The organism is Bradyrhizobium sp. 76 (assembly GCF_023073025.1).
Classification (GTDB): Bacteria; Pseudomonadota; Alphaproteobacteria; order Rhizobiales; family Xanthobacteraceae; genus Bradyrhizobium.
In genome coordinates this window covers 988,501-1,015,152 of sequence record NZ_JADPIS010000149.1, presented here as the reverse complement: position 1 = coordinate 1,015,152, position 26,652 = coordinate 988,501, and the positions used below count along the sequence as shown (strand labels likewise).

Genomic DNA, 26,652 nt, shown 5'->3' with positions numbered 1-26,652 from the left:
TCGCCCCCTTTTTCCATCGTCTTGCGAGAGAGGCCGACCGATGCGGGCGGCTTCCCTGTTGAATGTACCGTAAGAAAGTCTGACCATGGCCGATGTCGTCGTTGAGCAAGCTCGCTCCGTCCGTGCCGCCAGGCCACGCAAACGGGCGAGCCTTAAAAATGCACTCAGGCGGAAGTCGACGATGGCGTTCTTCCTGACGCTGCCGCTGATTCTCCTGATCGCGCTGTTCGTGCTCTATCCTGCCTTCTACTCAATGCATCTCGCCACGCTGAACAAGTCGATGCAGAAGTTCGTCGGCTTGAGCAATTTCACCTTCCTGTTCAAACGCGACACGTTCTGGATGGTGGTGAGGCAATCCTGCATCTTCGCCCTCACCGCGGTGTTTTTCAAAGCGCTGATGGGCTTCATTGTCGCTCATTTCGTCCACAACCTCCCGGCCAAGGGCCAGCGCAAGTGGCGCGGCATGCTGCTGGTCCCTTGGGTGATCCCGCCGGCGATGAGCACCCTGGCTTGGCTGTGGCTGTTCGATCCCTCCTACAGCGCCTTCAATTACACGCTGTCGTTCTTCGGTGTCGGCCCGATCCCCTGGCTTGGCGACACCTTCTGGGCGCGTTTCTCCGTCATCCTCGTCAACGTCTGGTACGGCGCACCGTTCTTCATGATCATGTATCTGGCCGCGCTTAAATCGGTGCCCGACCAGCTCTACGAAGCGGCCGCCATTGACGGTGCCAATTGGTGGCAGAAGATCTGGCACATCACCCTGCCGATGATGCGCAACATCATCGCCATCACAACGCTGTTCTCGTTGATCGTCACTTTCGCCAATTTCGACATCGTGCGCATCCTGACCTCGGGCGGCCCGTTGGATTCGACGCATCTGTTCGCCACCTGGGCCTTCCAGGTCGGAATCCAGAGCAGCGATATTCCGCTCGGCGCATGCGTCTCGCTGTTCATGGTGCCTATCCTCGCAGTCGCGGCGGTCTTCATCCTGCGCGATGTCAACAAACGTGGGAACGAAGCCTGATGAGCACGCTTGCAATCGACAAGGGCGGTCCCACGCGCAAAGTCAAGTACCGGAGCATGAGCCGGGATCGGACATGGGCCCTGCGCTGGTCCTACTTCTTCTTGGTGCTGTTCGCGATTTTTTCGCTCGTCCCGCCGATCTACATGCTGATCACCTCCCTTAAGAGCAGCGCGGAGATTTCGGCGGCCACCAATCCCTGGTGGGTGTTCCATCCCACCCTGGCGAACTACGTCGAGCTGTTGACGTCGAACCAGTTTTTGCGCTTCTTCTGGAATTCGGCGGTCGTCTCCATCGTCGTTGTGTGCGTCACCATGCTGATCAGCATTCCTGCGGCCTTTGCGCTGGCAAGGATGAAGTTCTGGGGCTCGACGACGCTGGCGACCGGGGTTTTTCTGACCTACCTGGTCCCGGACAGCCTCTTGTTCATTCCGCTGTTCAAGATGCTCGCTGCTGTCCAGGACATCACCGGCATCACGCTCCTCAACCGATGGTACGTGCTGCTGTTCATCTATCCGACGCTGACGGTGCCGTTCTGCACCTGGATCATGATCGGTTATTTCGCCTCGATCCCGAAGGAGCTGGACGAGGCGGCTCTCATCGACGGCGCCTCCTGGCTCCAGACCCTGACTCGGATTTTCATCCCCGTCGCCCTGCCGGGCCTGATCGCAGCGACCATCTTCGCCTTCACCGTGTCCTGGGCGCAGTTCCTCTATCCCCTGGTGTTCACGACATCCATCGACCAACTCGTGCTGCCGGTCGGCATCACCACCACGCTGATCAAGGGCGACGTCTTCAACTGGGGTCAGATCATGACCGGCGCGCTGCTTGGCGCTGCCCCGCCGCTGGTCATCTACGCCTTCCTGATGGACTATTACATTGCCGGCCTGACCGCCGGCGCGACAAAGGGTTGATGTCTTATGGCTGAGGTTGCGTTGCGGAAGGTGGTCAAGCGTTACGACGACGTCGAGGCGGTGCGCGGCATCGATCTCGACATCTCCGACCATGAGTTCATCGTGCTCGTCGGCCCCTCCGGCTGCGGCAAGTCGACGACGTTGCGGATGATCGCCGGACTCGAAGACATCACCGACGGCGACATCATGATCGGCGGCGACGTCGTCAACGACGTGCCGCCGAAGGACCGCGACATCGCGATGGTGTTTCAGAACTACGCGCTCTACCCGCACATGACGGTCGCGGAGAACATGTCGTTCGGGTTGCGGCTCAAGCATTACCCGAAGGCCGAGATCAAGGCGCGGGTGACCGAGGCCGCCCGCCTCCTCGACATCACCGACCTGATCGACCGCAAGCCGAAGCAGCTCTCCGGCGGCCAGCGCCAGCGCGTTGCAATGGGCCGGGCCATCGTGCGCAACCCAAAAGTCTTCCTGTTCGACGAACCGCTGTCCAATCTCGACGCCAAGCTGCGCGTGCAGATGCGGATCGAGATCAAGAAGGTGCACCAGAAAGTGCGCACCACGACGGTCTACGTCACTCACGACCAGGTCGAGGCGATGACGCTGGCCGATCGCGTGGTGGTAATGAATAAGGGGCGGATCGAGCAGATCGGCACCCCGAACGAACTCTACCACAAGCCTGCGACGCGCTTCGTCGCCGGCTTCATCGGCTCGCCGGCGATGAACTTCATTCCGTGCAGGCTCCAGGACGTCGGCGGCAAGCTCAACGTCCGCCTGACGGACCGCATCTCGTTCCCGTTGCCGCCGGCCCGCGCCGCCCGTTACAGCGCGCTGCCCCGAACTGAAAACCTGTTGCTCGGCATCCGTCCCGAACATCTCACGGAATCGCATGCGCATCTGGAGCCGGGTGTCGAGACCTTCGACACCGTGCTTGATGTCACCGAGCCGATGGGAATGGAGACGCTGGTCTATTTCGGCCTGGAAGGCACGCCGATCTGCGGCCGTGTCGATCCCAATGCGGGCGCCAAGGACGGGGGCCCCATGCGTTTGGCGATGGACCTCAACAATATGCACCTGCTAAACGAGGCGACCGGCGCCGTATTGTGACGGCCGGGCAAGAAACTCGTGCAGGTAGGGACGATGTCGACCAACAAGAAGAAAATCTTTGTTACGCAAACTTTGTCGCAAGGGGCACGCGCCCTCCTCACCCAGCGCGATGACATCGAGCTCATCGAGTTTCCGAACCTGATCTCCGCCAGGGATTTCGAGGCGTTGCTGAAGAGCCACGCGCCGGTCCATGGCGTGGCGCTCGGCGCCACCGCGTTCGGCGAAACCGAGCTTGAAGCCTCAAAGGACATGAAGGTGGTGACCCGGATCGGCGTCGGCTACGACGCCGTCGACGTCCCCGCCCTCTCCCGCCGCAAGGTGCCGCTGATGGTCGCGGGCAGCGCGAACTCGCCCTCGGTCGCCGAGCAGGCGCTGTTCATGATGCTGACACTGGCCAAACGCGCGCAGGAGATGCATTCCTGCGTCAAGGACGGCAAATGGGCCGACCGCCTCGGCATGCTGCCGTTCGATCTCTACGGCAAGACCGTCCTCATCATCGGCTTCGGCCGCATCGGCACCCGCACCGCCAAGCGCTGCCTGGCGATGGACATGAATGTGCAGGTTTATGATCCCTACAAGGCAGCCGCAGAGATCAAGGCGGCAGGCTGCGAGCCGGTCGCCGACCTCGATGCCGCGCTGCCTCACGCCGATTTCGTCACCATCCACTGCCCGAAGACGCCGGAGACCGTCGGCCTGTTCGACGCGGCGCGGATCGGCCGGATGAAGCCGAAATCCTACCTCATCAACACCGCACGCGGCGGCATCGTGAAGGAAGCGGCGCTGTACGACGCGCTGGTCTCGGGCAAGCTCGCCGGTGCCGGCATCGACGTCTTCGAGGTCGAGCCGCCACCGGTCAGCAACGCGCTGTTCGCGCTGCCCAACGTCATCATGGCCCCCCATGTCGCCGGCGTCACGGTCGAGGCGGTGAGCCGGATGAGCGAGCAGACTGCGCGCAACATCCTGAGTGTGCTGGACGGCGATCCGATCCGGCAGAACATCATCAATCAGGATGTCCTGGGCTGAGCTATCTCAAGGGCGGGCGGCCGACCCCCGCCTTCGGAACGCCAGAATGAGTCCCATTTTGGTGCAGATCGAGCCCTCACTCAGCCTTAATCAAACCCGCGTAATAGGTCCGGCCGCGGCGGCAGTGGGACAGACTTGCCGGCCGCGTCGAGCTGGAGGATGGACCCTTGTCTGAGATCGACCCGACCGACCACGCGTTGGCGACCATCGCCAGCATCCTGGAGCATCCTGAACCCGTTCTCGTCGTGCGCGAGACCGAGACCGTGCGCGAGACCGAGACCGTCACCGTGACCGAAATGGTGGTTGCCGGTGAGCATGGGGTCGCCGACGAGCCCCCTGTGGTCGATGAGCATCCGGTGGTCGAGGAGCAGCCGCTGGTGCCGGAGCACACCGATGCCGACGGCTACAGCAAGGTCGGCCCCGGGCCGATGGTGGCGATCCGTCTGAAATGGACGGTCCATCGCGGCGATGACGGCCAGTTCTACGTCCACGAGACCATCGGCGAGCAGTCAGTGCCCGTGGTCAGCGGCCCGATGACCGGCGAAGCCGCGGTGGATTTCGTCGACGCGCACGAGGACGAGGCACATCGGCGCTTCGAAGAGCTGCGCAGCGAGATCGCCGGCCGCAGCTCGCTCGCCGATTACGAGCGCAAGGGCGAAGCCTAGCGCTTTTTCGCGCGAAGTGGATGCCGGTTCGGCTTATCGTCGTCCGAGATAATCCTTCTTCACGAGCTCGACGCCTGCGTGCCGCAACAGGTCGTAGGCGGTCGTGACGTGAAAGAAGAACTGCGGCACGCTGAAGGTCAGCAGCAGCGTCCGCCCGGTGAAGGGCAACTCGGTCCCGTTCTTCAGCCTGAAGAAGACATTCCGTTCCGCCGCAGCATTGATCTCCGCGCGCGGCAGGCTTTCGATGAACTCGATTGACGTCGCGATGCGGGCCTGCAGTCCGGCCATGTCGTGCTCCAGCACCGGCAGCGTCACCGGCTCGCGCTCGGCCAGCAAGGCCGCGGCGACCGTGGCATGGCGGCAGGCCTCGCCGATCTGTTGCGCCAGATCGTACATGTCGGGCGCGATGCGCATGCCGAGCAGGACGGCCGGATTGAACTTCCGGGATTCGGCATAGGCAACGCCCTTGTCGAGCAGTGCGGACAGATTGCGCAGATACGGCACGAAGACGCCCACCGAGGCGTCATACATCGAGATCGTCACTTCAAAATTCCCTTCACTTCCGCCTCGCCAGCCACGGGCATCTGGTCTAAATCCAACCCTCGAGAGCTGCACAATGACAGCTTGGGCATGGGTGGAAAAGAGATGATCGTTCGAATGACCATTCGAATTCTGGCGACTTTGGCCGTGGTGCTGCTGGCAAACCTTTCGGCGCAGGCACAGCAGGCGGCGCCGTCCCGCCTCGACGAGATCGTCAAGCGCGGCACTTTGCGCGTCGGAATGACCGGCGACTACAAGCCCTTCACCTATCTCGACAAGACGACGCAGAAGTTCAACGGCTTCGATGTCGACATGGCGGAGGCGCTCGGCAAGGCGCTGGGCGTCAAGGTCGAATTCGTGCCGACGGCCTGGCCGAAGCTGATGAAGGATTTCGAAGCCGATCAGTTTGACATCGCGATGGGCGGCGTCTCGGTCACGCTGGACCGGCAGAAGAAGGGCTTCTTCTCGACGCCGATCATGCGCGAGGGCAAGACGCCGATCGCGCGCTGTGCCGACGTCGGCAAATACCAGAGCATCACCGACATCGACAAGAAGGGCACCCGCGTGATCGTCAATCCCGGCGGCACCAACGAGCGCTTCGCGCGTGCCAACATCAAGGATGCCGACATCACCGTCTTCCCGGACAATACCGTGATCTTCGACGAGATCGCCAAGGGCAATGCAGACCTGATGATGACGGATGCCTCCGAGACGCGCTACCAGCAGAAGCAGCATCAAGGCGTGCTCTGCGCGGTGCATCCCGACAAGCCGTTCGACTTCTCAGAGAAGGCCTATTGGCTCCAGCGCGACATGGCGCTGAAGGCGTTCGTCGACCAATGGCTGCACATTTCCATGCAGGACGGCAGCTACAAGAAGATCTACGCCGCCTGGTTCGACTAGGACCGCGTCCTCCTGTCGCTTGCCCCGGCCAAACTTTGGACCGGCTCCGGTGTTATTGAACCCGAAACGCAGAAAGCACGACTCATACGGTGACAGTGATCTAGATCACTTTTTGCGATCGGACCGGGGCGTAAGCGTCGGTGCGGCGACCACCTGTTTCAGGAGATGCGAAATGAGGAAGCTGTTGGCCACGGCCGCATTCCTTTTGGCGAGCACCGCTGCGCAGGCGCAGTACACCTTCGACTACGGCGGGCGTACCATCCGCATCGATCCCGATCGCGGCACGGTGCAAATCCCCGGCGTCTACGACAACACCGGCCAGGGCAAGGCGAAGAAGGCCAAGAACGATGCCAAGGGGGCTCCAAAAGCGGACCCGCAGGCACCGCAACAAGCCAAAGCTGACCCGCAGCCGCCGGCCAATCCAGCCCCGCCACCCGTCACGGCGGCTCCGGCTGCGGAGCAGGCACCTGCCCAAGCTCCCGTCCAAGCCCCCGTGGCCGTCGCGCCTCTTGCCCCGCCAGCGCCTCCGGCCACCACTGCGAACAACGCTCCGGCCGAAGACGCGCTAGTGCCGCCGCCTCAGCCGGCCCCGAGTGCTGCCCCGACGGTGGCCGCAGTACCGCCCGCACCGCCGCCGCCGCCCGCCCCGACCGTCGCAGCCGCGCCTCCGGCGCCATCTCCGCCTCCCGTCCCGGCGCCTGCGCCCGCCCCCGTTCAATCGGCTGCCGTCGCGCCGCCGGCTCCCGCAGCCGCACCCACGCGCGACCTCAATTCACCGCTCGGCGTCTGGCTCACCGAGGAGAAGGAAGGCAAGGTCCGGATCGAGCAATGCGGCAGCAATCTCTGCGGCTACTCGGTCGATTCGAAATCGAACCAGAATGGCGAGCAGGTTCTGATCAACATGAAGCCCGGCAAGGATCAGAACAAGGACCAGAAATGGTCCGGTCGCATCCTCGATCCGAACTCCGGCTCGACCTACGATTCAACCATCGCGCTGAAGGGCACCGATCGCCTGCGCGTGCAGGGCTGCGCCTTCGGCGGCATGTTCTGCGGCGGCCAGACCTGGACGCGTGTGAACTGACCTCGGGGCGACACTCTGACCGGCACAAGGGGACCCGCAGCGCGGGTCCCCTTTGCTTTTGCCGCCAAATCGATTGCGACGTGCGCGACATCACAGAGCCCGTCGCGCGCGTGACAGCCCTCACATCGCCGGTTCCGCGTCCGTGACACGATCCCCGCATGATCAACCCCAGGGGCGTGTCATGAACGGATTTCGCAAGGCTCTCTTCGCCACAATCATCATCATCGCGTTGCCGGCCGCGCAGGCCAGCGCCAGCACTTTTGACGGCGCATGGAATGTCCGTATCTCGTCGTCGAGCGAGACCTGCGGTAACGGCTCGACCGTCGCAATCGGCATCAACAACGGTCAGATCGCCTCGAGCAGCGCCATGGTGACGGCGTCAGGCCGCGTCGCGGATGCCGGCAGCATCAACGTCACCTTGAGCACCGGCATCAAGCGCGCCGTCGGCTTCGGCCGGCTCAGCGGCACCTCTGGCTCAGGTACCTGGCGCGGCAGCATGTGCACGGGCACCTGGACGGCGGAGCGGATGTAGGGTGCCGTGTCCCGGACGAACAGCGACGCAAAGCGTCGCTGCGCAAAGCCGGGTCACGCAAACTAGCCGACCGCCGCGCCGTATTCCGCGTCGGTCACCGGATCCAACCAGGTCGAGAACACACCGTCGAGCGCTTCCTGCATGGCGATGTGGGTCATGCCATTGGTCGGCGACCCGCCGTGCCAGTGCAGCTCGCCCGGTGGAATCCAGACGGTGTCGCCGGGACGGATTTCGATGACAGGGCCGCCCTTGGTCTGGACCCGGCCAACCCCCGAAATCACATAGAGCGTCTGCCCGAGCGGATGGTGATGCCAGTTGGTGCGCGCGCCCGGCTCGAACGAGACGCGCGAGCAGTTCAGCCGCGCCGGCGCGGGCGCCATGATCACGGGGTCCTGCCACACGGTGCCGGTGAAGTGTTCCCCGGGCGCACGGCGTGTCGGCCGCGTGCCTGCTACAGTGATCTCCATTGGATTTACCTCGTTTCCTTCCCGATTACTTCTTGCTTGCGGCGTAGCGCGCCTTCGTTTCGGCGTTCATGGGATAGAGGCCCGGGAGCACCGCGCCGTTGTTCACCTCGTTGACGATCCAGGCTTCCATCCGCTCCTGCTCGACGCCCTCATTGAGCACGTGCTCGAGCATCGCCTGCGGGATCAGCACGCAGCCGTCCTGGTCGGCGACAACGATGTCGTTCGGGAACACCGCAACGCCGCCGCAGCCGATCGGCTCGCCCCAGCCGACGAAGGTCAGGCCGGCAACCGACGGCGGCGCGGCATAGCCGTCGCACCAGACCGGCAAGTTGGTGCCGAGCACGCCCTCGACGTCACGCACGACACCGTCGGTGACGAGTGCGGTGACGCCGCGCTTCATCATGCGCGCGCACAGGATGTCGCCGAAGATGCCGGCGTCGGTGATGCCCATGGCATCGACCACGGCGATGCAGCCCTCCGGCATCGCCTCGATCGCGGTGCGGGTCGAGATCGGCGACGACCAGGATTCCGGCGTCGCCAGATCCTCCCGCGCGGGCACGAAGCGCAGCGTGAAGGCCGGTCCCACCAGGCGCGGCAGACCCGGGCGCAGCGGACGCGCGCCGCGCATCCAGATGTTGCGCAGGCCCTTCTTCAGCAGGACCGTGGTGATGGTGGCAGTGGTGATGCCGGCGAGGGTCTTGCGGGCTTCGGGGGACAGCGACATGGAAACAGACGAGCTCCGGATGGGCGGGAAAGAACGCGCGCATCTTGCGGGGTGCGGGCCTTGCGTCAAGGGCCAAGAGGATACCAATCATGCAGGGCCGCAGCGCAGTTATGCGTCGCGATAACAAGGCTTTATCGCCTCCCCCTGCATTAATTTATTGGACTTGCGGGCGCATTTACGCGAAGCAGGAACGAGCGGAGCTCAAGGCCGAGCCCGCGTAGCTCCAGAAGCCCGATTTCGACAGCCCATGTCCGCGACGCTTCCCCCGCCCCGCCTTCTGCCCAGTGGCGACAGCGCCGTCACGGTCGAGTTCAGCCGTACCATCGACGACGACGCCAACCAGCGCGTGCTGGCGCTCGACAAGGCGCTCGCAGCAAGCTCGATCGATGCCATCACCGAGTCCGTGCCGACCTATCGCTCGCTGCTGGTGCATTACGATCCCGGCAAGATCGACTTCGACGCACTTGGCGAAAAGCTGCTCGCGCTCGCCAGCCAGCCGCTGCCGCCGGCCACTAAGGCGCGCCGCTGGCGTATTCCCGTCGCCTATGGCGGCGAGCACGGCATCGACCTCGAGGACGTCGCGAAGGCGCTGAACACCACACCCGACGATATCGTCGCGCGCCACGTCGCCGGCGACTACAAGGTTGCCATGATCGGCTTTACACCGGGCTGGTCCTATCTCAGCGGGCTCGACAAATCCCTGCAGATGTCGCGGCGGCAGAATCCGCGGCTGCTGACGCCTGCCGGCACGATCTCGATCGGCGGCATCCAGGCCGGAATCCAGTGCCTGGCAGCGCCGAGCGGCTGGCACCTGCTCGGCCGCACGCCTGTGCGGACCTATCAGCTCCACCGCAATCCGACCTTCCTCACCGAACCCGGCGATCGCGTGACGTTTTTCGCCATCGACCACAAGACGTTCGAGGAACAGGACCGCGCCGCCGAGGCCGGCGAGATCATTGCCGAGCAGGTGGTCGCATGAGCCGGCTCGTGATCGCCAGCATCGGGCCGGCAAGCTCGGTCCAGGACGGCGGACGCCATGGCGCGCAACGCTATGGCCTGACGGTCAGCGGAGCGATGGACCGACTGTCGCTCGCGGCAGCGAACACGCTCGTCGGCAACGAACCGTTCGCAGCCGTTGTCGAGATCGGCCCGTTCGGCGCCGCCTTCACCGCGCGCGACGGTGCCGTGCGCGTCGCGGTTTCAGGCGCGCCGCGCAATGCGGACGTCGCGGGAAGTCCGGTCGCCATGGACACATCGGTGACGTTGAAGGACGGCGAGACGCTGACGCTGGGCTTTGCCCGCGGCGGCGCGTTCACTTATCTGGCGATCGAAGGCGGGATCAAGGGCGAGCCGGTGTTCGGCAGTCTCGCGGTCAACGCCCGTGCCGGGCTCGGCAGCCCCTACCCGCGCCCGCTGCAGGCCGGCGACGAGTTCACCGTCGATGCCGCAAGCGGTGCACCGGAACTGCGCATCGAATTGCCGAAGCCATCGAACGGTCCGATCCGCGTCTTGCTGGGACCGCAGGACGACGAGTTCGACGACGCCAACAAGGCCCTATTCCTCGACAGCGAGTGGAAGATCTCGGCGACCTCCGACCGCATGGGCTACCGGCTGGAAGGCCCCGCGATCAAGCATCTGCATGGCCACAACATCGTCTCCGACGGAACGGTCAACGGCAGCATCCAGGTGCCCGGCAACGGCGCGCCGATCGCGCTGATGATGGATCGCGGCACCTCCGGCGGCTATCCGAAGATCGCGACCGTGATCACGGCCGATGTCGGCCGTCTCGCGCAGACCTCGGCAGGAACGGCGTTCCGCTTCAAGGCGGTCAGCATGGCCGAGGCGCAGGACGAGGCAAGGAAATTTGCGCAGCTGATCCGCAACCTGCCCGATCGCCTGCGCGCCGCCGACACCGTCGCGCTCAACATCGAAGCGCTCAGCGATGCCAATGTCGCGGGCTATGCTGTCAGTGCCGTCGACGCCGGGACCTGGCAGGTTGCGGACGAGCCGTAAACGACAAGACGACCAGAGACGGAGAGCACCCCATGAAGACGATCGATCTCAATTGCGATCTCGGCGAAGGTTTTGGCGCGTGGGAGATGGGCAACGATGCCGCCATGATCGAACTGGCGAGCTCGGTCAACGTCGCCTGCGGCTTCCACGCCGGCGACCCCGATATCATGCGCCGGACGGTCGAGCTGGCGAAAGCGCGCGGCGTCTCCGTCGGCGCGCATCCCGGCTATCGCGACCTGCACGGCTTCGGCCGCCATCCGATCGCGGGCCTGAAGGCCTCCGAGATCGAGAATCTCGTCGCCTACCAGATCGGCGCGTTGCAGGCGATTGCGACGGCGGCCGGCCACAAGGTCACGCATGTGAAGGCGCATGGCGCGCTCTCCAACGTCGCCTGCGAGGACGACATGACGGCGAAGGCGATCGCGGCCGGCATCAAGGCGGTCGATCCCGGCCTGATTTTCGTCGTGCTCGCCAATTCGAAGCTGGTGAAGGCCGGCGAAGCCGCCAATCTGCCGATGGTGCACGAGGTGTTCGCCGACCGCGCCTATGAGGACGACGGCAATCTCGTCTCGCGCAAGAAGCCTGGTGCGGTGCTGCATGACGTCAAGGCGATCGCCGACCGCGTGGTGCGCATGGTGCAGGACGGCGCGGTGGTCTCGGTCACGGGCAAGGTCATCAAGATGCGCACCGACACGGTCTGCATCCACGGCGATACGCCCGGCGCCGTCGACATCGCACGCGGCCTGCGGCAGGCGTTGAAAGATGCAGGGATCGAGGTCGCGCCGTTCAAGCGCGGGGCGTGAGGCTTGCTCGGTACCGTAGGATGGGCAAAGCGAAGCGTGCCCACCAAAATCCATCCTGCTTGCTGAGAGATGGTGGGCACGGCGCAAGCGCGCCTTTGCCCACCCTACGAGAGCTGCGAAGACTCGTTAGAACGGGTGCACCGACAGCGTGCCGAACACGATGGCGGCGATGACCGCGAAGGCGCTGTACATCGCGGCATGATGCACGCTCGCACCGGTCCGCCGCGAGAGTGAGCGCGCGTAGAAGTGCAGCCTGGCTTCCGCCGATAGTTCGCGCATGGTCGATCTCCAACGCCCCATTTGCGGGATTATGAGGGATCAACCCGGGTGGCGGGCAAGAGACCCGCGGAAATAGCGATGCGGGTTCTCTGAAAACCCTGCATCGCAGGAGCAAATTCTCCCCACCCCCAACTTCAGAGAACCTTATTCGTTCAAATCCGAGCCAGATGGAACCGGCCCGGATGACGGCAGGATGACAGCTAGTAGACGTCAGCCTGGAAGCGCCCCGTCTTCTTGAGCTCGGCGACAAAACTGACGGCTTCGTCGGTCGAGCGCGCCCCGAACTGGGCGACGATGTCGACCAGTGCGCGCTCGACGTCCTTGGCCATGCGCTTGGCATCGCCGCAGATGTAGAGATGCGCCCCCTCGGCGAGCCACGTCCACAGCTCGCGGCCGACCTCGCGCATGCGGTCCTGCACGTAGAACTTCTTCTCGCCGTCGCGCGACCAGGCCAGCGACATGCGCGTGAGCAGGCCCGAGGTCTTCATCGCGTTGAGCTCCTCTTGGTAAAAGAAGTCGCAATCGCTGCGCTGATGGCCGAAGAACAGCCAGTTCTTGCCGGGCGCACCGGTCGCCTTGCGGTCGAACAGGAAGGCGCGGAACGGCGCAATGCCGGTGCCGGGGCCGATCATGATGATCGGCGTCTTCGGATCCTGCGGCAGGCCGAAATTGTGCGCCTTCTGGACATAGACCTTGAGCTTGTCGCCCTCGGCGATGCGCTCGCCGAGGAAGGTCGAGGCGACGCCGATGCGCTTTCGCTTGCCGATCATGTAGCGCACGGAATCGACCGTCAGCGACAGCCTTCCAGGCGTCGCATTGTGCGAGGACGAGATCGAATAGAGCCGCGGCTGCAGCGGCTCCAGCGCCTCGACGAAGGCTTCTGGATGCGGCCGCGTGCCCGAGAACTTCTGCAGCGCCGCCATGACGTCGAGCGTGGCGGCATCGCCATCGGGATCCTCGCCCTGCGCCAGTGCCCGCGCCCTCTCGCGCTGCGCGCCGCCAGTGATGAAGGAGAGCAGTTCGAACAGCGTGTCGGGCGCCGGCGACAGCGAGACATCGTCGATCAGCACCTCGCGCAGCGTCTTGCCATTGACCTTCGTGGTGTGGGACGCGCCAAGCAAGGCGATGACCTGGTCGACGAGACCGAGCTCGTTGCGCGCGAACACGCCAAAACTGTCACCGACGACATAGTCGAGCTTGCTGTCGGAAAGGTCGAACTCGACGTGATAGGTTTCCTTCTCCGACTTTCCCTTGTTGAGAAGACGGCGCGACAGGAAGGTCGCCGCCACGGGGTTGTCGCGCGAGCGGCCGGGCTCGGCGATCGTCACGGTCACGGCGGGGGCCGCCACCGCGTCGACCTTGTCGGACGCCTTGGCCCCCGGCGCCTTGTCCAGCTCTTCATGCAGCGACTTCAGCATCCGCGCGGTTTCCTTGCCGCCGGGGACGCAGAGGTTGAGCCGCGCTTCACTGCGGCTCGCGATCGCCTCCGAATAGTCGTGGCAATTGTAGCCGCACTGCCCGCAATCCTGCTGCGCCATCGCCGCCATCATCTTGCGCCGTACGGGACGGCCTTCGGCGAGCTTCATCCGATCGGCGATCGGCATGGTCTGGTCGTGCCACGGCGCTTCACCGTCGTCGCCGTCACCGGCCTGCATGACAGCGGCGCCCTGCTCGGCCGACAGCGGCGTGGCCGCCTCAGGCGAAAGCAACCCGGCAAAGAAGCCGTTCAGCCACGAGCGTTGCGCGTCGGAGAACGGAGCGCTCGTGGGAATGATGTCGAGTTTGGGCGGAGGGCTGATCTGGTTCATGAGGACACCTCGGCATCGGCAAGCTTGCGCAGCGTCTCGCCGTCGTGGCGACGCGCAAAGGACAGGAAGGTTTCGTCGGGAGACGAGCGATGGGCGATATAGGCCTTGAGCAGTCCTTCGACCGTCTTCGGCGCGTCCTCTGCTTTGAGGTCGTGGTAGACCTCCTGCCCGACGTCGGCGTCAGGACCGAACCCGCCGCCGGTGAAGAGATGATAACCCTCCACCGTGTCCTCCTCGTTGACAGGCACGCGCGCCCCGATCAGGCCGATGTCGCTGATGTAATGCTGGGCACAGGAATGGTGGCAGCCGGTAACGTGGATGTTGACCGGCTTGTCCATCTCGACGCGCGGCTCGCACCAGTCGCCGATCTCGGCAGCGTGGCGCTTGGTGTTGGAGGCGGCAAAGCGGCAACCTGCATTGCCAGTGCAGGCGATCAGGCCGGCGCGGATATGCGACGCCTCGACCGCGAGCCCGATCTGCTTGATCGCCGCAATGGCAAGCTCGACATTCTCGTCACGCACCCCTGATATCAGCAGGTTCTGCCAGACGGTCAGACGGATCTCGCCGTCGCCGAGGTCCCGCGCCACCTTGGCGAGGCCCCTCATCTGATCGCAGCTGATCTTGCCGAGCGTCAGCGACACGCCGATCCAGTTCAGGCCGTCCTGCTTCTGCCTGTGCACGCCGATATGCGCCATGCGGTCCGCGGCCGGCCGTGGCGCAAGCGCCTCTTCCGGCACGCGCGTAAATGGTGTCTTCAGCCGCTCTTCGACGATCTTGAGAAAGCCGTCATGACCCATGGCGTCGAGCACGTATTTCAGCCGCGCCTTGTTGCGGTTGGTGCGGTCGCCGTGCTCGATGAAGACGCGCACGATGGCGTCGGCAACAGCGGTCGCCTGCTCCGGCTTGACGATGATGCCGGAGTACTTTGCGAAATCCTTGTGACCGGTGATGCCGCCGAGGCCGAGGCGGAACCAGACGCCTGGCTCCACGCCGAAGCCGTCCTTCACCTGGACCGCCGTGAAAGCGATGTCGTTGGTCTCCTCGAGCACGGCGATCTTGCCGGCACCGTCGAAGGCGACGTTGAACTTGCGCGGCAAGCCATACAACGAGCGATCGTTCAGGATGTGGTAGTGCCACTCGCGCGCATAAGGCCGCGTGTCGATCAGCTCCTGCGGATCGATGCCCGCCGTCGGCGTTCCCGTCACGTTGCGGATGTTGTCGGCGCCGGAGCCGCGCGAGCCCAGGCCGAGGTCCTGAATGCCCTCGATCAGCTTCACGGCGTTCTTCGGCGGGATCTCGCGAAGCTGCAGGTTGGCGCGCGTCGTGACGTGGCTATAAGGCCCGCACGTTTCATCGGCGAGATCGGCAAGGCCGGACAGCTGCCAGTGCTTCATGATGCCGTTCGGAATGCGCAGACGGCACATGTAGGAGTCCTGCGTCGGCGCGACGTAGAAGATGCCGTAATAGCGCCAGCGAAAATTATCGGCCGGGCTCGGCGGCGTATTGTCGAGGGCCTGCTGGCGGAGACGCGGATACGCATCGAAGGGATGCTCGTCGCGCTTGACCTTCTCCTGGTCGGCGAGCTTCTTGCCCGCGGCGATGACCTTGTCCTGCGCCTTGATGTGCACGGCATCGGGACCGGTCGGCTCCGCGTTCGCCTTGCCGGCGCCGCCGCCGAGACCGCGACCGACGCGACTGATCTGCAGACCGGTCGTGAAGCCTTCGAGGTAGCGTTTCTGGTCGTCGGTAAAGTCGACTGAGACGGTGTCGATTTTCATGGTCAGTAACGAAGCTCCTGCGGCCACCGGGGTGGTATCGACGGAAAGTGCACGACCCGCGAGGAGCTCGGCTGGCTCGATAGCCGGCTGTGCACCCGACGGTCCGATCAGCTTCGTTGCTGGGGACTTGGCTCAGCAGGCATCTGTGACAGGCTGGCCGCACTGCAACATTCAAGTTGCGTGCCAGCTTCGGCGAAATGAAAATGTGTGGGGTATCAGCCGGTTAAGGGCGCCCGTGGGAACTCCGGCCTTTGGAACTCTTATGAAATTCGAGCAGTCGGCCTAAAATTTAGACTCGGATCTCCAGCGCTTAAAAACGATGCAGACCCGAATCACGCCCTCCAGCGGCCCACCTCGAAGGCTTCAAGATGCCCCCGAATATTGCCGGGATCGAAAGCGGGGCCGGCGAATGCGCCGAATGCCGCGGGGGCCTGGGCGGGCGGCCGGCGGCCGAGGGCGCCGTCGTAGAGATCGGGCCTGAACACGGCCATGGCCGTCTTGACCCCGTCGGGCGTCAGCGTCGTCTGCCCCCAGCGCACCATCTGCGCATAGAGCCAAGCAGCCTGGACCGGATCGGGGCGCCCTGCTTCCTCGCGTCCCACCAGAAGGTAGCTGCCGCTCTCGCGAAAGGTGCCGTCCGGCGAAATCTTGAGGCGTCCCGTGAGGGTGCGCTGGATGACTTCGGCATCGACGCCGATCCGCTCGGGCTGCGCCAGGATCCGCGCCGCTTCGGTCCGGTTTTCCGGATGCTCGATGAACTCGGCGGCTTTCACCGCCGCGCGCACCAGGCTGGCGACCACGTCCGGATTCTTGTCGGCCCACACCTGGCGGAGCGCCAGCACCTTCTCCGCCGCATGGGCCAGGATGTCGGAGACGAAATGCAGGATGTGGCCGATCCCGAGATCGACCGCGATCGAATTCCAGGGCGCGCCGACGCAGAACGCATCGACATGACCATTGGCGAGGCTGTCGACCATATAGGGCGGCGGCAGCACCACCAGCCGCACGTCCTCGTCGGGATCGACGCCGGCCGCCGCCATCCAGAATCGCAATTGATAATTGTGGGTCGAGAACGGGAAGGTCATGCCGAAGGTCAACGGGTCGGCCCCCGCCTTGCGCCGCTTGGCGACCACGCGCGCCAACGCTTTTGCCGTGGCGAGCGGATCGAAGCGGTCGCCGTCGATCTCCTCCATCAGCGCGGCATGAAGCGCAGGCGAGACCGTGATCGCATTGCCGTTGATGCCGAGATTGAAGGGCGCCGCGATCGGCACCTTGACGTGGCCGAGACCGAGCGAGGACGCAATCGCGACGGGCGCGAGCAGATGCGCGGCGTCGAACAAGCCGATATTGAGCTTGTCGCGGACGTTGGACCAGGAGACCTCGCGGACCAGTTCGACCTCGAGCCCTTCGGCCGCGGCAAATCCCTTGTCGACAGCAACGATCAGCGCTGCGGCGTCCACCAGCGGAATGAACCCGATGCGGAGGGGAGCGGTCATTTCAGCATCTCCGACGCGGTGATGATCGACTGGGCGATCTCGCCGATTTTCTTCTTCTCGCGCATCGCAGTGGAGCGCAGCAGCACATAGGCCTCGTCCTCGGTGAGGCCCTTCACCTTCATCAGGATGCCCTTGGCCTTCTCGATGACCTTGCGATCCTCGAGCTGCGACTTGGTGCGCTCCAGCTCCTCCTGGAGTTTCGCGAAGGCATTGAAGCGCGAGACGCAGAGGTCGAGGATCGGCTTGATGCGCTCCTTCCTCAACCCGTCGACGATATAGGCGGAGACCCCCGCCTCGACCGAGGCCTGGATCGAGGATGAATCGCTCTGGTCGACGAACATCGCGATCGGCCGCTTCACGGCGCGGCTGACCTGGAACATCGCTTCCAGCACGTCGCGGCTGGGGTTTTCCAGATCGATCAGGATGATGTCGGGATCGACCGCATAAATACGGGCGAGCAGGCTCTGCATCTCGCGGATATGGACGATCTGCGTGAATCCGGCCTCCCGCAACCCTTCTTCGAGGATCGCAGCCCGGATCGGGCTTTCGTCGACGATCACGATTTTGGGCGACTGTTCGGCGCTCATTGCTCACTCACCACCAGTGATTCATCCATAGCATGCCCGCAGGCCATGCAAAGGGTTGTAATTATGGGCAATTGGGACTAGCTCAACCCTGTCAATCAGGCAGATTTGGATATGGATCAGACGGCTGCGCCGAAGGTCAGCTTCGTGTCGCTCGGGTGCCCCAAGGCTTTGGTGGATTCCGAGCGCATCATCACGCGCCTGCGCGCCGAGGGCTACGAGCTCGCCCGCAAGCATGACGGGGCTGACATCGTCATCGTCAACACCTGCGGCTTCCTCGACAGCGCCAAGCAGGAATCGCTCTCGGCGATCGGCGAGGCCATGGCCGAGAACGGCAAGGTGATCGTCACCGGTTGCATGGGTGCGGAACCCGAGCAGATCGAGCAGGCCTATCCCGGCGTGCTCTCGATCACCGGCCCGCAGCAATATGAGAGCGTGCTGGACGCCGTGCATCGCGCGCTGCCGCCCGCCCACAATCCGCATCTCGATCTGGTGCCGCCGCAGGGCATCAAGCTGACGCCGCGGCACTACGCCTATTTGAAGATTTCCGAGGGCTGCAACAACCGCTGCACCTTCTGCATCATTCCAAAACTGCGTGGCGACCTCGTCTCGCGACCGGCCAATGACGTGCTGCGCGAGGCCGAGCGCCTGGTCGATGCCGGCGTCAAGGAGCTGCTGGTGATCTCGCAGGACACCTCGGCCTACGGCGTCGATCTCAAATACGCCGAAAGCCCGTGGAAGGATCGCCAGGTCCGCGCCAAGTTCATCGACCTCGCGCGCGAGCTCGGTGAGTTGGGGGCCTGGGTCCGCTTGCAATACGTCTACCCCTACCCGCATGTCGACGAGGTCATCGCGCTGATGAACGAGGGCAAGGTGCTGCCCTATCTCGACATCCCGTTCCAGCATGCGAGCCCCGAGGTGCTGAAGGCGATGAAGCGCCCGGCGGCGCAGGACAAGACGCTGGCGCGCATCAAGCGCTGGCGCGAGCAATGTCCCGATCTCGCTTTGCGCTCGACCTTCATCGTCGGCTTCCCCGGCGAGACCGATGCCGACTTCGCCTATCTGCTCGACTGGCTGGACGAAGCCGAGATCGATCGGCTCGGCTGCTTCAAATACGAGCCCGTCGCCGGCGCGACCGCGAACACGATCGAGAATCCCGTGCCGGAAGAGATCAAGCAGGAGCGCTACAACGCGCTGATGGCGCGCCAGCAGAAGATTTCCGCACGCAGGCTGAAGCGCAAGGTCGGCACCCGCCAGCAGATCATCATCGACGAGGTCGGCCCGACCGTCTCGAAGGGCCGCTCCAAGGCCGATGCGCCGGAGATCGACGGCGCCGTCTACCTGTCGAGCCGCCGCCCCTTGCGCGTTGGCGAGATCGTCACCGCCAAGATCGAGCGCGCCGACCAATACGACCTGCACGGCAGCGTCGCGGGATTCTGATCTTCGGCTGTCACGGCCGGTGCAGCCACGATCTCGCTGCAAGCTCTCCCGCAAGCGGGAGAGGTCGCGAGCCGTCGCTAAGCTACAGCAACATCACGCCCGCCGTTCGCTTCTCCCGACGCCTGCTGTTCGTCGCGTGCGGCGAACACTTCCTTGGCTGCGAACAGCCCGTTCAGCGCCGCCGGGAAGCCCGCATAGACGGCCATCTGCATGATGATCTCCACGATCTCGTCGCGAGAGAGCCCGACGTTCAGACCTGCCTCGAGATGGACTTTGAGCTGAGGCGCGGCATTTCCGAGCGCCGTCAGCGCGGCGATGGTCGCGATCTCTCGATCGCGCAGGCCAAGGTCCGGGCGGCAGTAAATGTCGCCGAACGGAAACTCGATCACGTATCGTGCGAAATCCGGAGCGATGTCGGCGAGTGAAGCGACGACCGCTTCACCAGCTCTGCCGTCAATGCGTGACAGGGCCCGCTGGCCGCGATCGAAGCGGCTTTCGTCTTGTGTTTGGGCGTGCGTCATTTTCCTTCGTCCTCTGTTCGTCGCTGGCATAGCCGGCGATCTTGGTATCAAGGACGAGCAGGCATTCCTGGAGTTCGGCAATCTGCGTGCGTACCTGTTCCCGGTGGACTTCCAGATCTGCCGCCGGCTTGTGCCGGTAGCGTCGCCTTCATCCCGAAGCGCCGCGTAACGCAACATGTCCCGGATCGGCATTCCCGTGGTCTTGAGCCGCCCAAGGAATGCGATCCATGTGAGGATCGATGCGTCAAAGTCGCGCTGGCCGGAGCGATCCCGGTCGGCGTATGGAAGCAGCCCGATGCGCTCATAGTAACGCAGCGTGTGCGTCGACAGGCCGGTCCGTTTTGCGAGGTCGCCGATCTTCATGTGTGCCCGTTCTCGTACTGACGCACGTACAGATACCCCTTCGAGCGCGCTCTAAGTCAAGGGGGATCGAAGGTGCAAAGATTTCGGCGCGCCGGCTGGGCGGCAGCGTCGCGGCACTCCGAGCTTCAAGATCCCGCCAGCCATTTCGGCACCCAGCGCTCCGGCCGAGGCGCGCGGGCTAGATCAGCTTGCGCCTCGGACAGCTTCGCAGGCTCGCCGTCGATGGTCGGGCGCACATCGTATTCGAAGTTCGGCATCACAAGGCCATCGGCATAGAGCCCGAACTTCATAGCGTACCACAGCCCGAGCTCGGGCTGCGCCTTCCGCATCTCCTCGCGCAGATCGCGCAGCAGGGATTCGATCGCGGCGGCTTCCTCGAACGGCTGCGGTCCGCGCGACAGGACGCGCGCCTGGTATTGCCTGCCGACGATCGCGATCTCGAAGCTCGTCTTGTCCCGGGGCTTCTTGCCCTTCGGCAGATGCGCGGCGAGGCGCCAGCCGAGTTCGGCCATCAAGCGATGATTGGCCCAATAGTCTTCGCGATCCCGGCTCCATTTTTCCATGAAGCCGCGAAAGTCGGGCAGCTCCGACGGATCGTCATCGGGCGCCACCATCTCCCCGCTCAGGCGTCCGATGAGCCACTGCGCGAGCTCGACCGTCTGGCATTCGACCTCGTCGTGCGGCTTCAGATCGCTCCAAGCCTTGTCGAATTGTTGCGACGTCAGTTTTGCGAGCAGGCCATCGAGGCTCGGCGCCAGCAGCTCGTAATCGCCCTCGGAACCAAGCCCCACGATCGGCGGATTGTCGCGGTCGAGACCCGCGCCATACCAGCCGCCAACCGTAGAGCCATCCGGCAGCCGCATGAACAGCGAAAACCTGTCGCGCAAGGGACTGCCGTCGACAATCGGCGCGTGATCGGAAAACTGGCCTTGCAGCGAGAAACAACCGACGCTGCCCCAGGGCCGTCCCTTCAGCCAGCCGGCGAAGTCCAGCAACAGCGGCGGCGCCTCGATACCCGGCGGAAACGCGCCGCGAATGCTGTCGAGGTCGATCGGATAAGGCGTCTCGGACAAGGCTTAAAACTATCTGGTTGGTCCCGCCCCTCTTGGTCCGAACCGTCATGCGTTCGGTTCGAACCAATTCGCGTCCTGTGATCACAAACGCGCTAGAGACGTAATGGTTTCCAGGCGCGCATCTTTCACCTGCCCATGCACGCTGCGCGTGTGTCTTGGAAAGCGCCCGCTTGACAAGCCCCGCCATTCGCATGTATTGCCGCGCCCCATGATCAACGCTCGGACCCATCAGCGCACCGAAATGCTCCGCCGTCGCTTCCGCGACGATGAGAGGGTGCGCCATGTCCGACGACGCCGCTGAACCACTGAATTCAGCGTAAGTTTTCGAAAAGGCCGCACCCGCAAGGTGCGGCCTTTTTGCTTTTCGCGCGCCCTTTCCACCCGCCTCCAGAGGAGTTCGACATGACCAACACTACCCATCCGTATGACGCGTTGATGGACATCACCGCTCGGCCCAAGGCCGTGTTCGTCCGCGGCGCCGGCTCCTACCTCTGGGACGACAGCCGCAAGCGCTATCTCGATTTCGTGCAGGGCTGGGCCGTCAACTGCCTCGGCCACTCCCCGCCCGCGATCGCCGACGCGCTTGCCGCGCAGGCCAAGCGGCTGCTGACGCCGAGCCCGGCCTTCTACAACGAGCCGAGCCTGAAGCTCGCGCAGGCACTTGTCACAAACAGCGCGTTCGATCAGGTGTTCTTTGCCAACTCGGGTGCGGAAGCCAATGAGGGCGCGATCAAGCTCGCGCGCAAATATGGCAGCATCCATAGAGGTGGCGCGTTCGAGATCATCAGCTTCGAAGGTGGCTTTCACGGCCGCACGCTGGCGACGATGTCGGCCTCGGGCAAGAAGGCCTTTGAACCGCTATTCGAGCCGAAGGTCGCCGGCTTCAAGAAGGCGAAGCTCAACGACCTCGCGTCGGTCGAAAAGCTGATCAACGACAACACCGTCGCTGTGATGCTCGAGCCTATCCAGGGTGAATCAGGCGTGTGGCCGGCGACCGATCGGTTCTTGCAGGAGTTGCGCGCCTTCACAGATGCCCATGGCCTCCTCTTGATCTTCGACGAGATCCAGACCGGCATGGGCCGGACCGGCAAGCTCTTCCACTACGAGCACACCGGCATCGCGCCCGACATCATGACGCTCGGCAAGGGCATCGGCGGCGGCGTGCCGCTCGCGGCGTTGCTCGCGACCGAACGCGCGGCCTGCTTCGAGCACGGCGACCAGGGCGGCACGTTCAACGGCAACCCGATCATGTGCGCGGCGGGACTTGCGGTGCTCGACGAGGTCAGTAAGCCGGACTTCCTGAAGACGGCGACCGAAACCGGGCTGCTGCTCGAAAGCGAGCTGCAGAAGGTATCGGCGCGGCATGGGCTCGGCGAAGTGCGTGGCCGCGGGCTCCTGCTCGCGCTCGACCTCAAGCTGCCGATCGCGCCCGGCATCGTCGCGCAGGCGTTCGAGGCCGGCGTGCTCCTCAACGCACCGCAGGTCGACACGCTGCGCTTCATGCCGGCGCTCAACGTCACGAGGGCCGAGATCGCCGAGATGATCGATTGTCTCGACGGGATCTTGACCAGGGCCGGCGCGGCACGGCGGGTGGCCTAAGCTCGTCATTGCGAGAAGCGCAGCGACGAAGCAATCCAGACTGCCTCAACGGAAAGATTCTGGATTGCTTCGCTTCGCTCGCAATGACCTGAGTTACGGCTTCAAGATCGACGCGCCCGTGGTCTTGCGGCTTTCGAGATCGATATGCGCCTTGGCGGCGTCCTTGAGCGCGTAGGCATGGTTGATCGGCACGTGCAGCTTGCCGTTGATGACGGCAGCGAACAGCGTGTCGGCGCCTTCCAGCAACTCCTTGCGCGTGCCGATATAGTCGTTGAGCTTGGGCCGGGTCGCAAACAGCGAGCCGTGGGTATTGAGCTCGGCGATCGAGAACGGCGGCACCGGCCCTGAGGCATTGCCGAAGGAGACGAACATCCCGCGCGGCTTCAGGCAGGACAGCGAGCCCGGGAACGTCGCCTTGCCGACGCCGTCATAGACCACGTCGCAACCCTCGTTGCGGCTGATCTGTTTGACGCGCGCAACGAAGTCTTCCTCATTGTAGAGGATGACATGGTCGCAGCCATTGGCCTCGGCAAGCGCAGCCTTTTCGCGCGAGCCAACGGTGCCGATGACGTGGGCGCCCATGGCCCTCGCCCATTGGCAGGCGAGCAGGCCGATGCCGCCGGCCGCGGCATGGATCAGCACGCGATGATGCGGCTCAACCTTGAAGGTCTTGTGCAGGAGATACCAGACCGTCAGCCCCTTCAGCATCAGCACGGCGCCCTGCTCGTGGGTGATGTGGTCGGGCAGCTTGACCAGCCGCTCCCAGGGGATGTTGCGCTCCCCGGTATAGGCGCCGAGATTGTGGTAGTAGGCGACGCGGTCGCCCGGATGGAAATTCGTCACGCCTGGCCCGACTGCGAGGACCTCGCCCGAGGCCTCGTTGCCGGCGATGAAGGGCAGCCCCGGCGCCTTGTAGAGGCCGGTGCGGTAATAGACATCGATGAAGTTCAGGCCGACGGCATGCTGGAGGATGCGCACCTCGCCGGGGCCGGGCGCCGGAACATCGACGCTCTCATAGACCAGGGCTTCGGGGCCTCCGACCTTGTGCACACGGACGGCTTTGGTCATCGCCTGACCTCCTCTTCTCGCGGGGCCAGCGAAAGACATCGCGCCCGCCTTGTCAACTCGACGCCGGCTGGAACGCCTAGACCGACGGTTTTTTGCGGGTGTTCCTGCGGTTGCGCTTGGCCAGCACATTGAAGAACTCGACCGCCGCCGAGAACGCAATCGCGAAATAGATGTAGCCGCGCGGGATGTGGAATTGGAATCCGTCCGCAACCAACGCGACGCCGATCAGCACCAGGAAGGCCAGCGCCAGCATTTTCGTGGTCGGATGCTCCGCGACGAATCGCGACACCGGTCCGGCCGAAATGTACATGATGAGACAGGCGATCACGACGGCCGCGATCATGATCTCGATGTCCTGCGCCATGCCGATCGCCGTGATGATCGAGTCCAGCGAGAACACGATGTCGATGATCACGATCTGGACGATGACCCAGAAGAATGCGCTACGAGGGGACTTCGCGTCGCCTTCGCCGTCATCGGCTTCGACCTCACCATGGATCTCGTGCGTCGCCTTCGCGATCAGGAACAGGCCGCCGCAGATCAGGATGAGGTCGCGCCACGAGAAGCCGTAGCCCGAAAACGAAAACACCGGCGCGGTCAGGCCGATCAGCCAGACCAGCAGGCTGAGCAGGATGATGCGGAAGACCAGCGCCAGTGCGAGCCCGATCTGGCGGGCGCGGTGCGCCTGCTTCTCGGGAATGCGCGAGACGATCACCGACAGGAAGATGACGTTGTCGATGCCGAGCACGATCTCGAGCGCGGTCAAAGTGAGGAGCGCGGCCCAGGCTTCTGGGCTGGTCAACAGGTGCATCATGCGAAGGATCTTGTCAGCCGTATTAATGCGTCGCTGAAGCTGATCCAGAGTGCGATCGCGCAGAGCACGACAGTCACGCCGGTGCCGACGCGGAAGTCCATCTGCAGCGTGTAGAAGGAAAGCAGAGCCCAGATCGCGATCAGCGACATCGTCAGCCAGCGCAGCCGCACGACGCGCACCGGATGCAGCACGTGGAACGGCACGAAGGTCAGCACCACCAGGCTTGCGACCAACAGCGTCGACAGCAGCGGCGGCCAGTGCAGCAGGAACAGATAAAACGCGGCGGCATTCCACAGCGCCGGAAAACCGCGGAAATGATTGTCGTCCGCCTTCATGCGCAGATCGGCGAAATATAGTGCGCTGGTGACAATGATGGCGACGCCGAGCAAGGGTGCTGCGACCGGCAACAGCAAGCCGCTGGCCACGATCGCATAGGCCGGCACGAAGACGTAGGTGACGAAATCGACCACGAGATCGAGCACGTCGCCCGACCAGTTCGGCTGCACGTCCTTGACGTTGAGCCGGCGCGCGATCGGCCCGTCGATCGCGTCGATGATGAGGGCGACGCCCAGCCATTGAAACATCGCCGCCCAGTGCTCGCGCACGGCCTCAAGCATCGCCAGCAGCGCGATCGCCGCACCGAACGCGGTGAAGATGTGCACCGAGAAGGCAGCGGCCCGGATCGCGGGCCTGGGCTTCAGGGAATCCTCTTGGCTGTCCATGGCTTCTGCTATCAGAATGACGCCGGTTTGCACATAAGCCATTGCGACGCCCGGTCGCACAATTCGTCATAAAATCAGGGCAATATGACTGGGCTTGAATTTGTCGCGGGGCGTGTCCAATGTCGTTCCATGACAGATGCATCGACACTCTTTGACGCGGCCGTGATCGGCGGCGGACCGGCGGGACTTAGCGCGGCCATCGCACTGGCGCAGGCGGGCGCACGGACCGCGCTGGTGGCGCGTCGCGTGCCCTATGCCGACAATCGCACCACGGCGCTGCTCGGTGCCTCCGTCGATCTGCTGGAGAGCCTCGACGTCTGGCCCCGCTGCAAGGACAAGGCGGCCGCGCTCGAAATCATGCGGCTCGTCGACGACACCGGTCGGCTGTTTCGCAGCCCCGAGGTCCGGTTCTCCTGCCATGAAATCGGCCGCGATGCCTTCGGCTACAACATCGACAACCGCTCGCTGATGCTGGCGCTGGAAGCGCGTGCGGCCGAGCTGCCTGGTCTCGTCCGTTTCGACGACGAGGCCGAAACTGTCGTCATCGAAGCCGATGACGTCGCGATCCGCACTGCCGCGGCGCAATTTCTCTCGGCCCGCCTCGTGGTCGGAGCCGACGGCCGGCATTCGCTTTGTCGCGAAGCCTCCGGCATCGCGGTGACGCGGCGCGAGCTGACCCAGACGGCGCTGACTTTCAACGTCGGCCACGCGCGGCCCCATCGCAGCGTCTCGACCGAGTTCCACACGCCGCACGGTCCTTGCGTGTTCGTGCCCCTGCCCGGCGATCGCTCCAGCGTCGTCTGGGTCTCGGCGCCTGCGGAGGCCGAACGGCTTCGCGGATTGAGCGACGAGGAATTGTCCGCCGCGATCGAGAAGCAGTCGCATTCAATCCTCGGACGCATGACGGTCGAGCCGGGCCGCCATCTGTTTCCGCTGGCGATCGAACGTCCCAAATCCTTTGGCCGCGATCGCATCGCGCTAGTCGGCGAAGCCGCCCATGTGGTTCCGCCGATCGGCGCCCAAGGCCTCAATCTCGGCCTCCGCGATGCCGCCGACATTGCGCGGCTTGCGGGCGAGGCCATCGCGTCCGGTCAGGATCCTGGCGCAGCAGACGTGCTCAAGCGTTACGACCGGGCCCGGCGTCCCGACATCCTGAGCCGAACCTTTGCGATCGACATCGCCAACCGCTCGCTGCTCAACGATTTCCTGCCGCTCCAGCCGGTCCGCGCGGTCGGCATGCACCTGCTCGGCGCCATCGGCCCGCTCCGGCGTTTTGCGATGCGCGAGGGGCTGACGCCGACCTGGCGGAAGTAACGA

27 protein-coding genes and 1 pseudogene are annotated in these 26,652 nt (G+C 64.3%); 14 read left to right on the top strand and 14 right to left on the bottom strand.

Annotated elements, in window-relative coordinates; genetic code table 11:
- Positions 1–85 precede the first annotated feature (85 nt).
- The 5 genes from IVB48_RS40400 to IVB48_RS40380 all read left to right on the top strand — a co-directional run bounded on the left by IVB48_RS40400 (position 86) and on the right by IVB48_RS40380 (position 4,730).
- Positions 86–1,024 carry a sugar ABC transporter permease gene (locus IVB48_RS40400; RefSeq protein ID WP_247289962.1) on the top strand — a complete coding sequence of 313 codons (939 nt, stop codon included), beginning with the start codon at positions 86–88 and terminating at the stop codon, positions 1,022–1,024.
- Positions 1,024–1,935: a carbohydrate ABC transporter permease gene (locus IVB48_RS40395; RefSeq protein WP_247289960.1), complete on the top strand. Its 912-nt coding sequence runs from the start codon at positions 1,024–1,026 to the stop codon at positions 1,933–1,935. The genes IVB48_RS40400 and IVB48_RS40395 overlap by 1 nt, the downstream gene beginning before the upstream one ends.
- A 6-nt stretch (positions 1,936–1,941) precedes the next feature.
- The gene (gene ugpC / locus IVB48_RS40390) at positions 1,942–3,042 is read left to right on the top strand and encodes a sn-glycerol-3-phosphate ABC transporter ATP-binding protein UgpC (protein ID WP_247408777.1); all 1,101 of its coding nucleotides are present in this window, start codon (positions 1,942–1,944) and stop codon (positions 3,040–3,042) included.
- Between the two features lie 33 nt (positions 3,043–3,075).
- Positions 3,076–4,065: a hydroxyacid dehydrogenase gene (locus tag IVB48_RS40385; RefSeq protein ID WP_247408776.1), complete on the top strand. Its 990-nt coding sequence runs from the start codon at positions 3,076–3,078 to the stop codon at positions 4,063–4,065.
- A 167-nt stretch (positions 4,066–4,232) separates the two neighbouring features.
- On the top strand, positions 4,233–4,730 hold the full coding sequence (locus tag IVB48_RS40380; protein WP_247408772.1) for a hypothetical protein: 498 nt from the start codon (positions 4,233–4,235) through the stop codon (positions 4,728–4,730).
- Between the two features lie 33 nt (positions 4,731–4,763).
- Here IVB48_RS40380 and IVB48_RS40375 read toward each other — a convergent pair whose 3' ends face one another.
- The gene (locus IVB48_RS40375; RefSeq protein WP_247408836.1) at positions 4,764–5,261 is read right to left on the bottom strand and encodes a DUF1993 domain-containing protein; all 498 of its coding nucleotides are present in this window, start codon (positions 5,259–5,261) and stop codon (positions 4,764–4,766) included.
- Between the two features lie 126 nt (positions 5,262–5,387).
- On the opposite strand from IVB48_RS40375, the gene IVB48_RS40370 reads away from it, so the two are divergent.
- From IVB48_RS40370 to IVB48_RS40360, 3 genes are all read left to right on the top strand, one after another.
- Positions 5,388–6,170 (top strand): transporter substrate-binding domain-containing protein, encoded by a 783-nt coding sequence (locus IVB48_RS40370; protein WP_247408771.1) that lies wholly within the window; start codon positions 5,388–5,390, stop codon positions 6,168–6,170.
- A 172-nt stretch (positions 6,171–6,342) separates the two neighbouring features.
- A complete protein-coding gene (locus IVB48_RS40365; protein WP_247408770.1) occupies positions 6,343–7,251 on the top strand; it encodes a DUF2147 domain-containing protein in 909 nt (302 codons plus the stop codon).
- Between the two features lie 181 nt (positions 7,252–7,432).
- Positions 7,433–7,783 carry a hypothetical protein gene (locus IVB48_RS40360; protein WP_106944818.1) on the top strand — a complete coding sequence of 117 codons (351 nt, stop codon included), beginning with the start codon at positions 7,433–7,435 and terminating at the stop codon, positions 7,781–7,783.
- Between the two features lie 62 nt (positions 7,784–7,845).
- On the opposite strand, the gene IVB48_RS40355 is transcribed toward IVB48_RS40360, so the two are convergent.
- Both IVB48_RS40355 and IVB48_RS40350 read right to left on the bottom strand, forming a co-directional pair.
- Complete coding sequence (locus IVB48_RS40355; RefSeq protein WP_247289948.1) at positions 7,846–8,250, bottom strand: cupin domain-containing protein; 405 nt, start codon at positions 8,248–8,250, stop codon at positions 7,846–7,848.
- Positions 8,251–8,275: 25 nt separating this feature from the next.
- Positions 8,276–8,974: a ribonuclease activity regulator RraA gene (locus IVB48_RS40350; RefSeq protein ID WP_007590912.1), complete on the bottom strand. Its 699-nt coding sequence runs from the start codon at positions 8,972–8,974 to the stop codon at positions 8,276–8,278.
- Positions 8,975–9,221: 247 nt separating this feature from the next.
- Here IVB48_RS40350 and pxpB point away from each other — a divergent pair, with 247 nt between their 5' ends.
- Genes pxpB through IVB48_RS40335 form a run of 3 tightly spaced genes read left to right on the top strand, consistent with a single transcriptional unit; the run spans position 9,222 to position 11,790 of the window.
- On the top strand, positions 9,222–9,953 hold the full coding sequence (gene pxpB, locus IVB48_RS40345) for a 5-oxoprolinase subunit PxpB (protein ID WP_247408769.1): 732 nt from the start codon (positions 9,222–9,224) through the stop codon (positions 9,951–9,953).
- Entirely contained in the window at positions 9,950–10,987 is a 1,038-nt protein-coding gene (locus IVB48_RS40340) for a biotin-dependent carboxyltransferase family protein (RefSeq protein WP_247408768.1), read from the top strand. The genes pxpB and IVB48_RS40340 overlap by 4 nt, the downstream gene beginning before the upstream one ends.
- Positions 10,988–11,019: 32 nt before the next feature.
- Complete coding sequence (locus IVB48_RS40335) at positions 11,020–11,790, top strand: 5-oxoprolinase subunit PxpA (protein WP_247408767.1); 771 nt, start codon at positions 11,020–11,022, stop codon at positions 11,788–11,790.
- Between the two features lie 126 nt (positions 11,791–11,916).
- Here IVB48_RS40335 and IVB48_RS40330 read toward each other — a convergent pair whose 3' ends face one another.
- The 5 genes from IVB48_RS40330 to IVB48_RS40310 form a co-directional block, all read right to left on the bottom strand.
- Positions 11,917–12,069: a hypothetical protein gene (locus tag IVB48_RS40330; protein WP_007590908.1), complete on the bottom strand. Its 153-nt coding sequence runs from the start codon at positions 12,067–12,069 to the stop codon at positions 11,917–11,919.
- Positions 12,070–12,269: 200 nt separating this feature from the next.
- Complete coding sequence (locus IVB48_RS40325) at positions 12,270–13,877, bottom strand: sulfite reductase subunit alpha (protein WP_247408766.1); 1,608 nt, start codon at positions 13,875–13,877, stop codon at positions 12,270–12,272.
- Positions 13,874–15,655, bottom strand: coding sequence for a NirA family protein (locus tag IVB48_RS40320; RefSeq protein WP_247408765.1), 1,782 nt, complete (start codon positions 15,653–15,655; stop codon positions 13,874–13,876). Before IVB48_RS40320 ends, IVB48_RS40325 begins: the two co-directional genes overlap by 4 nt.
- A gap of 332 nt (positions 15,656–15,987) precedes the next feature.
- Positions 15,988–17,151 (bottom strand): CmpA/NrtA family ABC transporter substrate-binding protein, encoded by a 1,164-nt coding sequence (locus tag IVB48_RS40315; protein ID WP_247408764.1) that lies wholly within the window; start codon positions 17,149–17,151, stop codon positions 15,988–15,990.
- Positions 17,148–17,738: an ANTAR domain-containing protein gene (locus IVB48_RS40310; RefSeq protein ID WP_007590901.1), complete on the bottom strand. Its 591-nt coding sequence runs from the start codon at positions 17,736–17,738 to the stop codon at positions 17,148–17,150. Before IVB48_RS40310 ends, IVB48_RS40315 begins: the two co-directional genes overlap by 4 nt.
- 111 nt (positions 17,739–17,849) lie before the next feature.
- On the opposite strand from IVB48_RS40310, the gene rimO reads away from it, so the two are divergent.
- The gene (rimO, locus tag IVB48_RS40305) at positions 17,850–19,175 is read left to right on the top strand and encodes a 30S ribosomal protein S12 methylthiotransferase RimO (RefSeq protein ID WP_247408763.1); all 1,326 of its coding nucleotides are present in this window, start codon (positions 17,850–17,852) and stop codon (positions 19,173–19,175) included.
- Between the two features lie 77 nt (positions 19,176–19,252).
- Here the strand turns inward: rimO and IVB48_RS40300 are convergent, their stop codons facing one another.
- The 3 genes and pseudogenes from IVB48_RS40300 to IVB48_RS40290 all read right to left on the bottom strand — a co-directional run bounded on the left by IVB48_RS40300 (position 19,253) and on the right by IVB48_RS40290 (position 21,132).
- On the bottom strand, positions 19,253–19,696 hold the full coding sequence (locus tag IVB48_RS40300) for a carboxymuconolactone decarboxylase family protein (RefSeq protein ID WP_027566991.1): 444 nt from the start codon (positions 19,694–19,696) through the stop codon (positions 19,253–19,255).
- Positions 19,629–20,059, bottom strand: a pseudogene (locus tag IVB48_RS40295) (MerR family transcriptional regulator). Before IVB48_RS40295 ends, IVB48_RS40300 begins: the two are co-directional and overlap by 68 nt.
- 125 nt (positions 20,060–20,184) lie before the next feature.
- Positions 20,185–21,132 carry a hypothetical protein gene (locus IVB48_RS40290; RefSeq protein WP_247408761.1) on the bottom strand — a complete coding sequence of 316 codons (948 nt, stop codon included), beginning with the start codon at positions 21,130–21,132 and terminating at the stop codon, positions 20,185–20,187.
- A gap of 402 nt (positions 21,133–21,534) precedes the next feature.
- Between IVB48_RS40290 and IVB48_RS40285 the strand changes: the two genes are divergently transcribed.
- Positions 21,535–22,731: an acetylornithine transaminase gene (locus tag IVB48_RS40285; protein WP_247408759.1), complete on the top strand. Its 1,197-nt coding sequence runs from the start codon at positions 21,535–21,537 to the stop codon at positions 22,729–22,731.
- A gap of 93 nt (positions 22,732–22,824) precedes the next feature.
- On the opposite strand, the gene IVB48_RS40280 is transcribed toward IVB48_RS40285, so the two are convergent.
- The 3 genes from IVB48_RS40280 to pcsA all read right to left on the bottom strand — a co-directional run bounded on the left by IVB48_RS40280 (position 22,825) and on the right by pcsA (position 25,377).
- Positions 22,825–23,799 carry a quinone oxidoreductase gene (locus IVB48_RS40280; protein ID WP_027566995.1) on the bottom strand — a complete coding sequence of 325 codons (975 nt, stop codon included), beginning with the start codon at positions 23,797–23,799 and terminating at the stop codon, positions 22,825–22,827.
- Positions 23,800–23,875: 76 nt separating this feature from the next.
- Complete coding sequence (locus IVB48_RS40275) at positions 23,876–24,613, bottom strand: TerC family protein (protein WP_027566996.1); 738 nt, start codon at positions 24,611–24,613, stop codon at positions 23,876–23,878.
- On the bottom strand, positions 24,610–25,377 hold the full coding sequence (gene pcsA, locus IVB48_RS40270; protein WP_027566997.1) for a phosphatidylcholine synthase: 768 nt from the start codon (positions 25,375–25,377) through the stop codon (positions 24,610–24,612). Before pcsA ends, IVB48_RS40275 begins: the two co-directional genes overlap by 4 nt.
- Positions 25,378–25,464: 87 nt before the next feature.
- Here pcsA and IVB48_RS40265 point away from each other — a divergent pair, with 87 nt between their 5' ends.
- Positions 25,465–26,649, top strand: coding sequence for a UbiH/UbiF family hydroxylase (locus IVB48_RS40265; protein ID WP_247408757.1), 1,185 nt, complete (start codon positions 25,465–25,467; stop codon positions 26,647–26,649).
- The last annotated feature ends 3 nt before the right edge of the window (positions 26,650–26,652 follow it).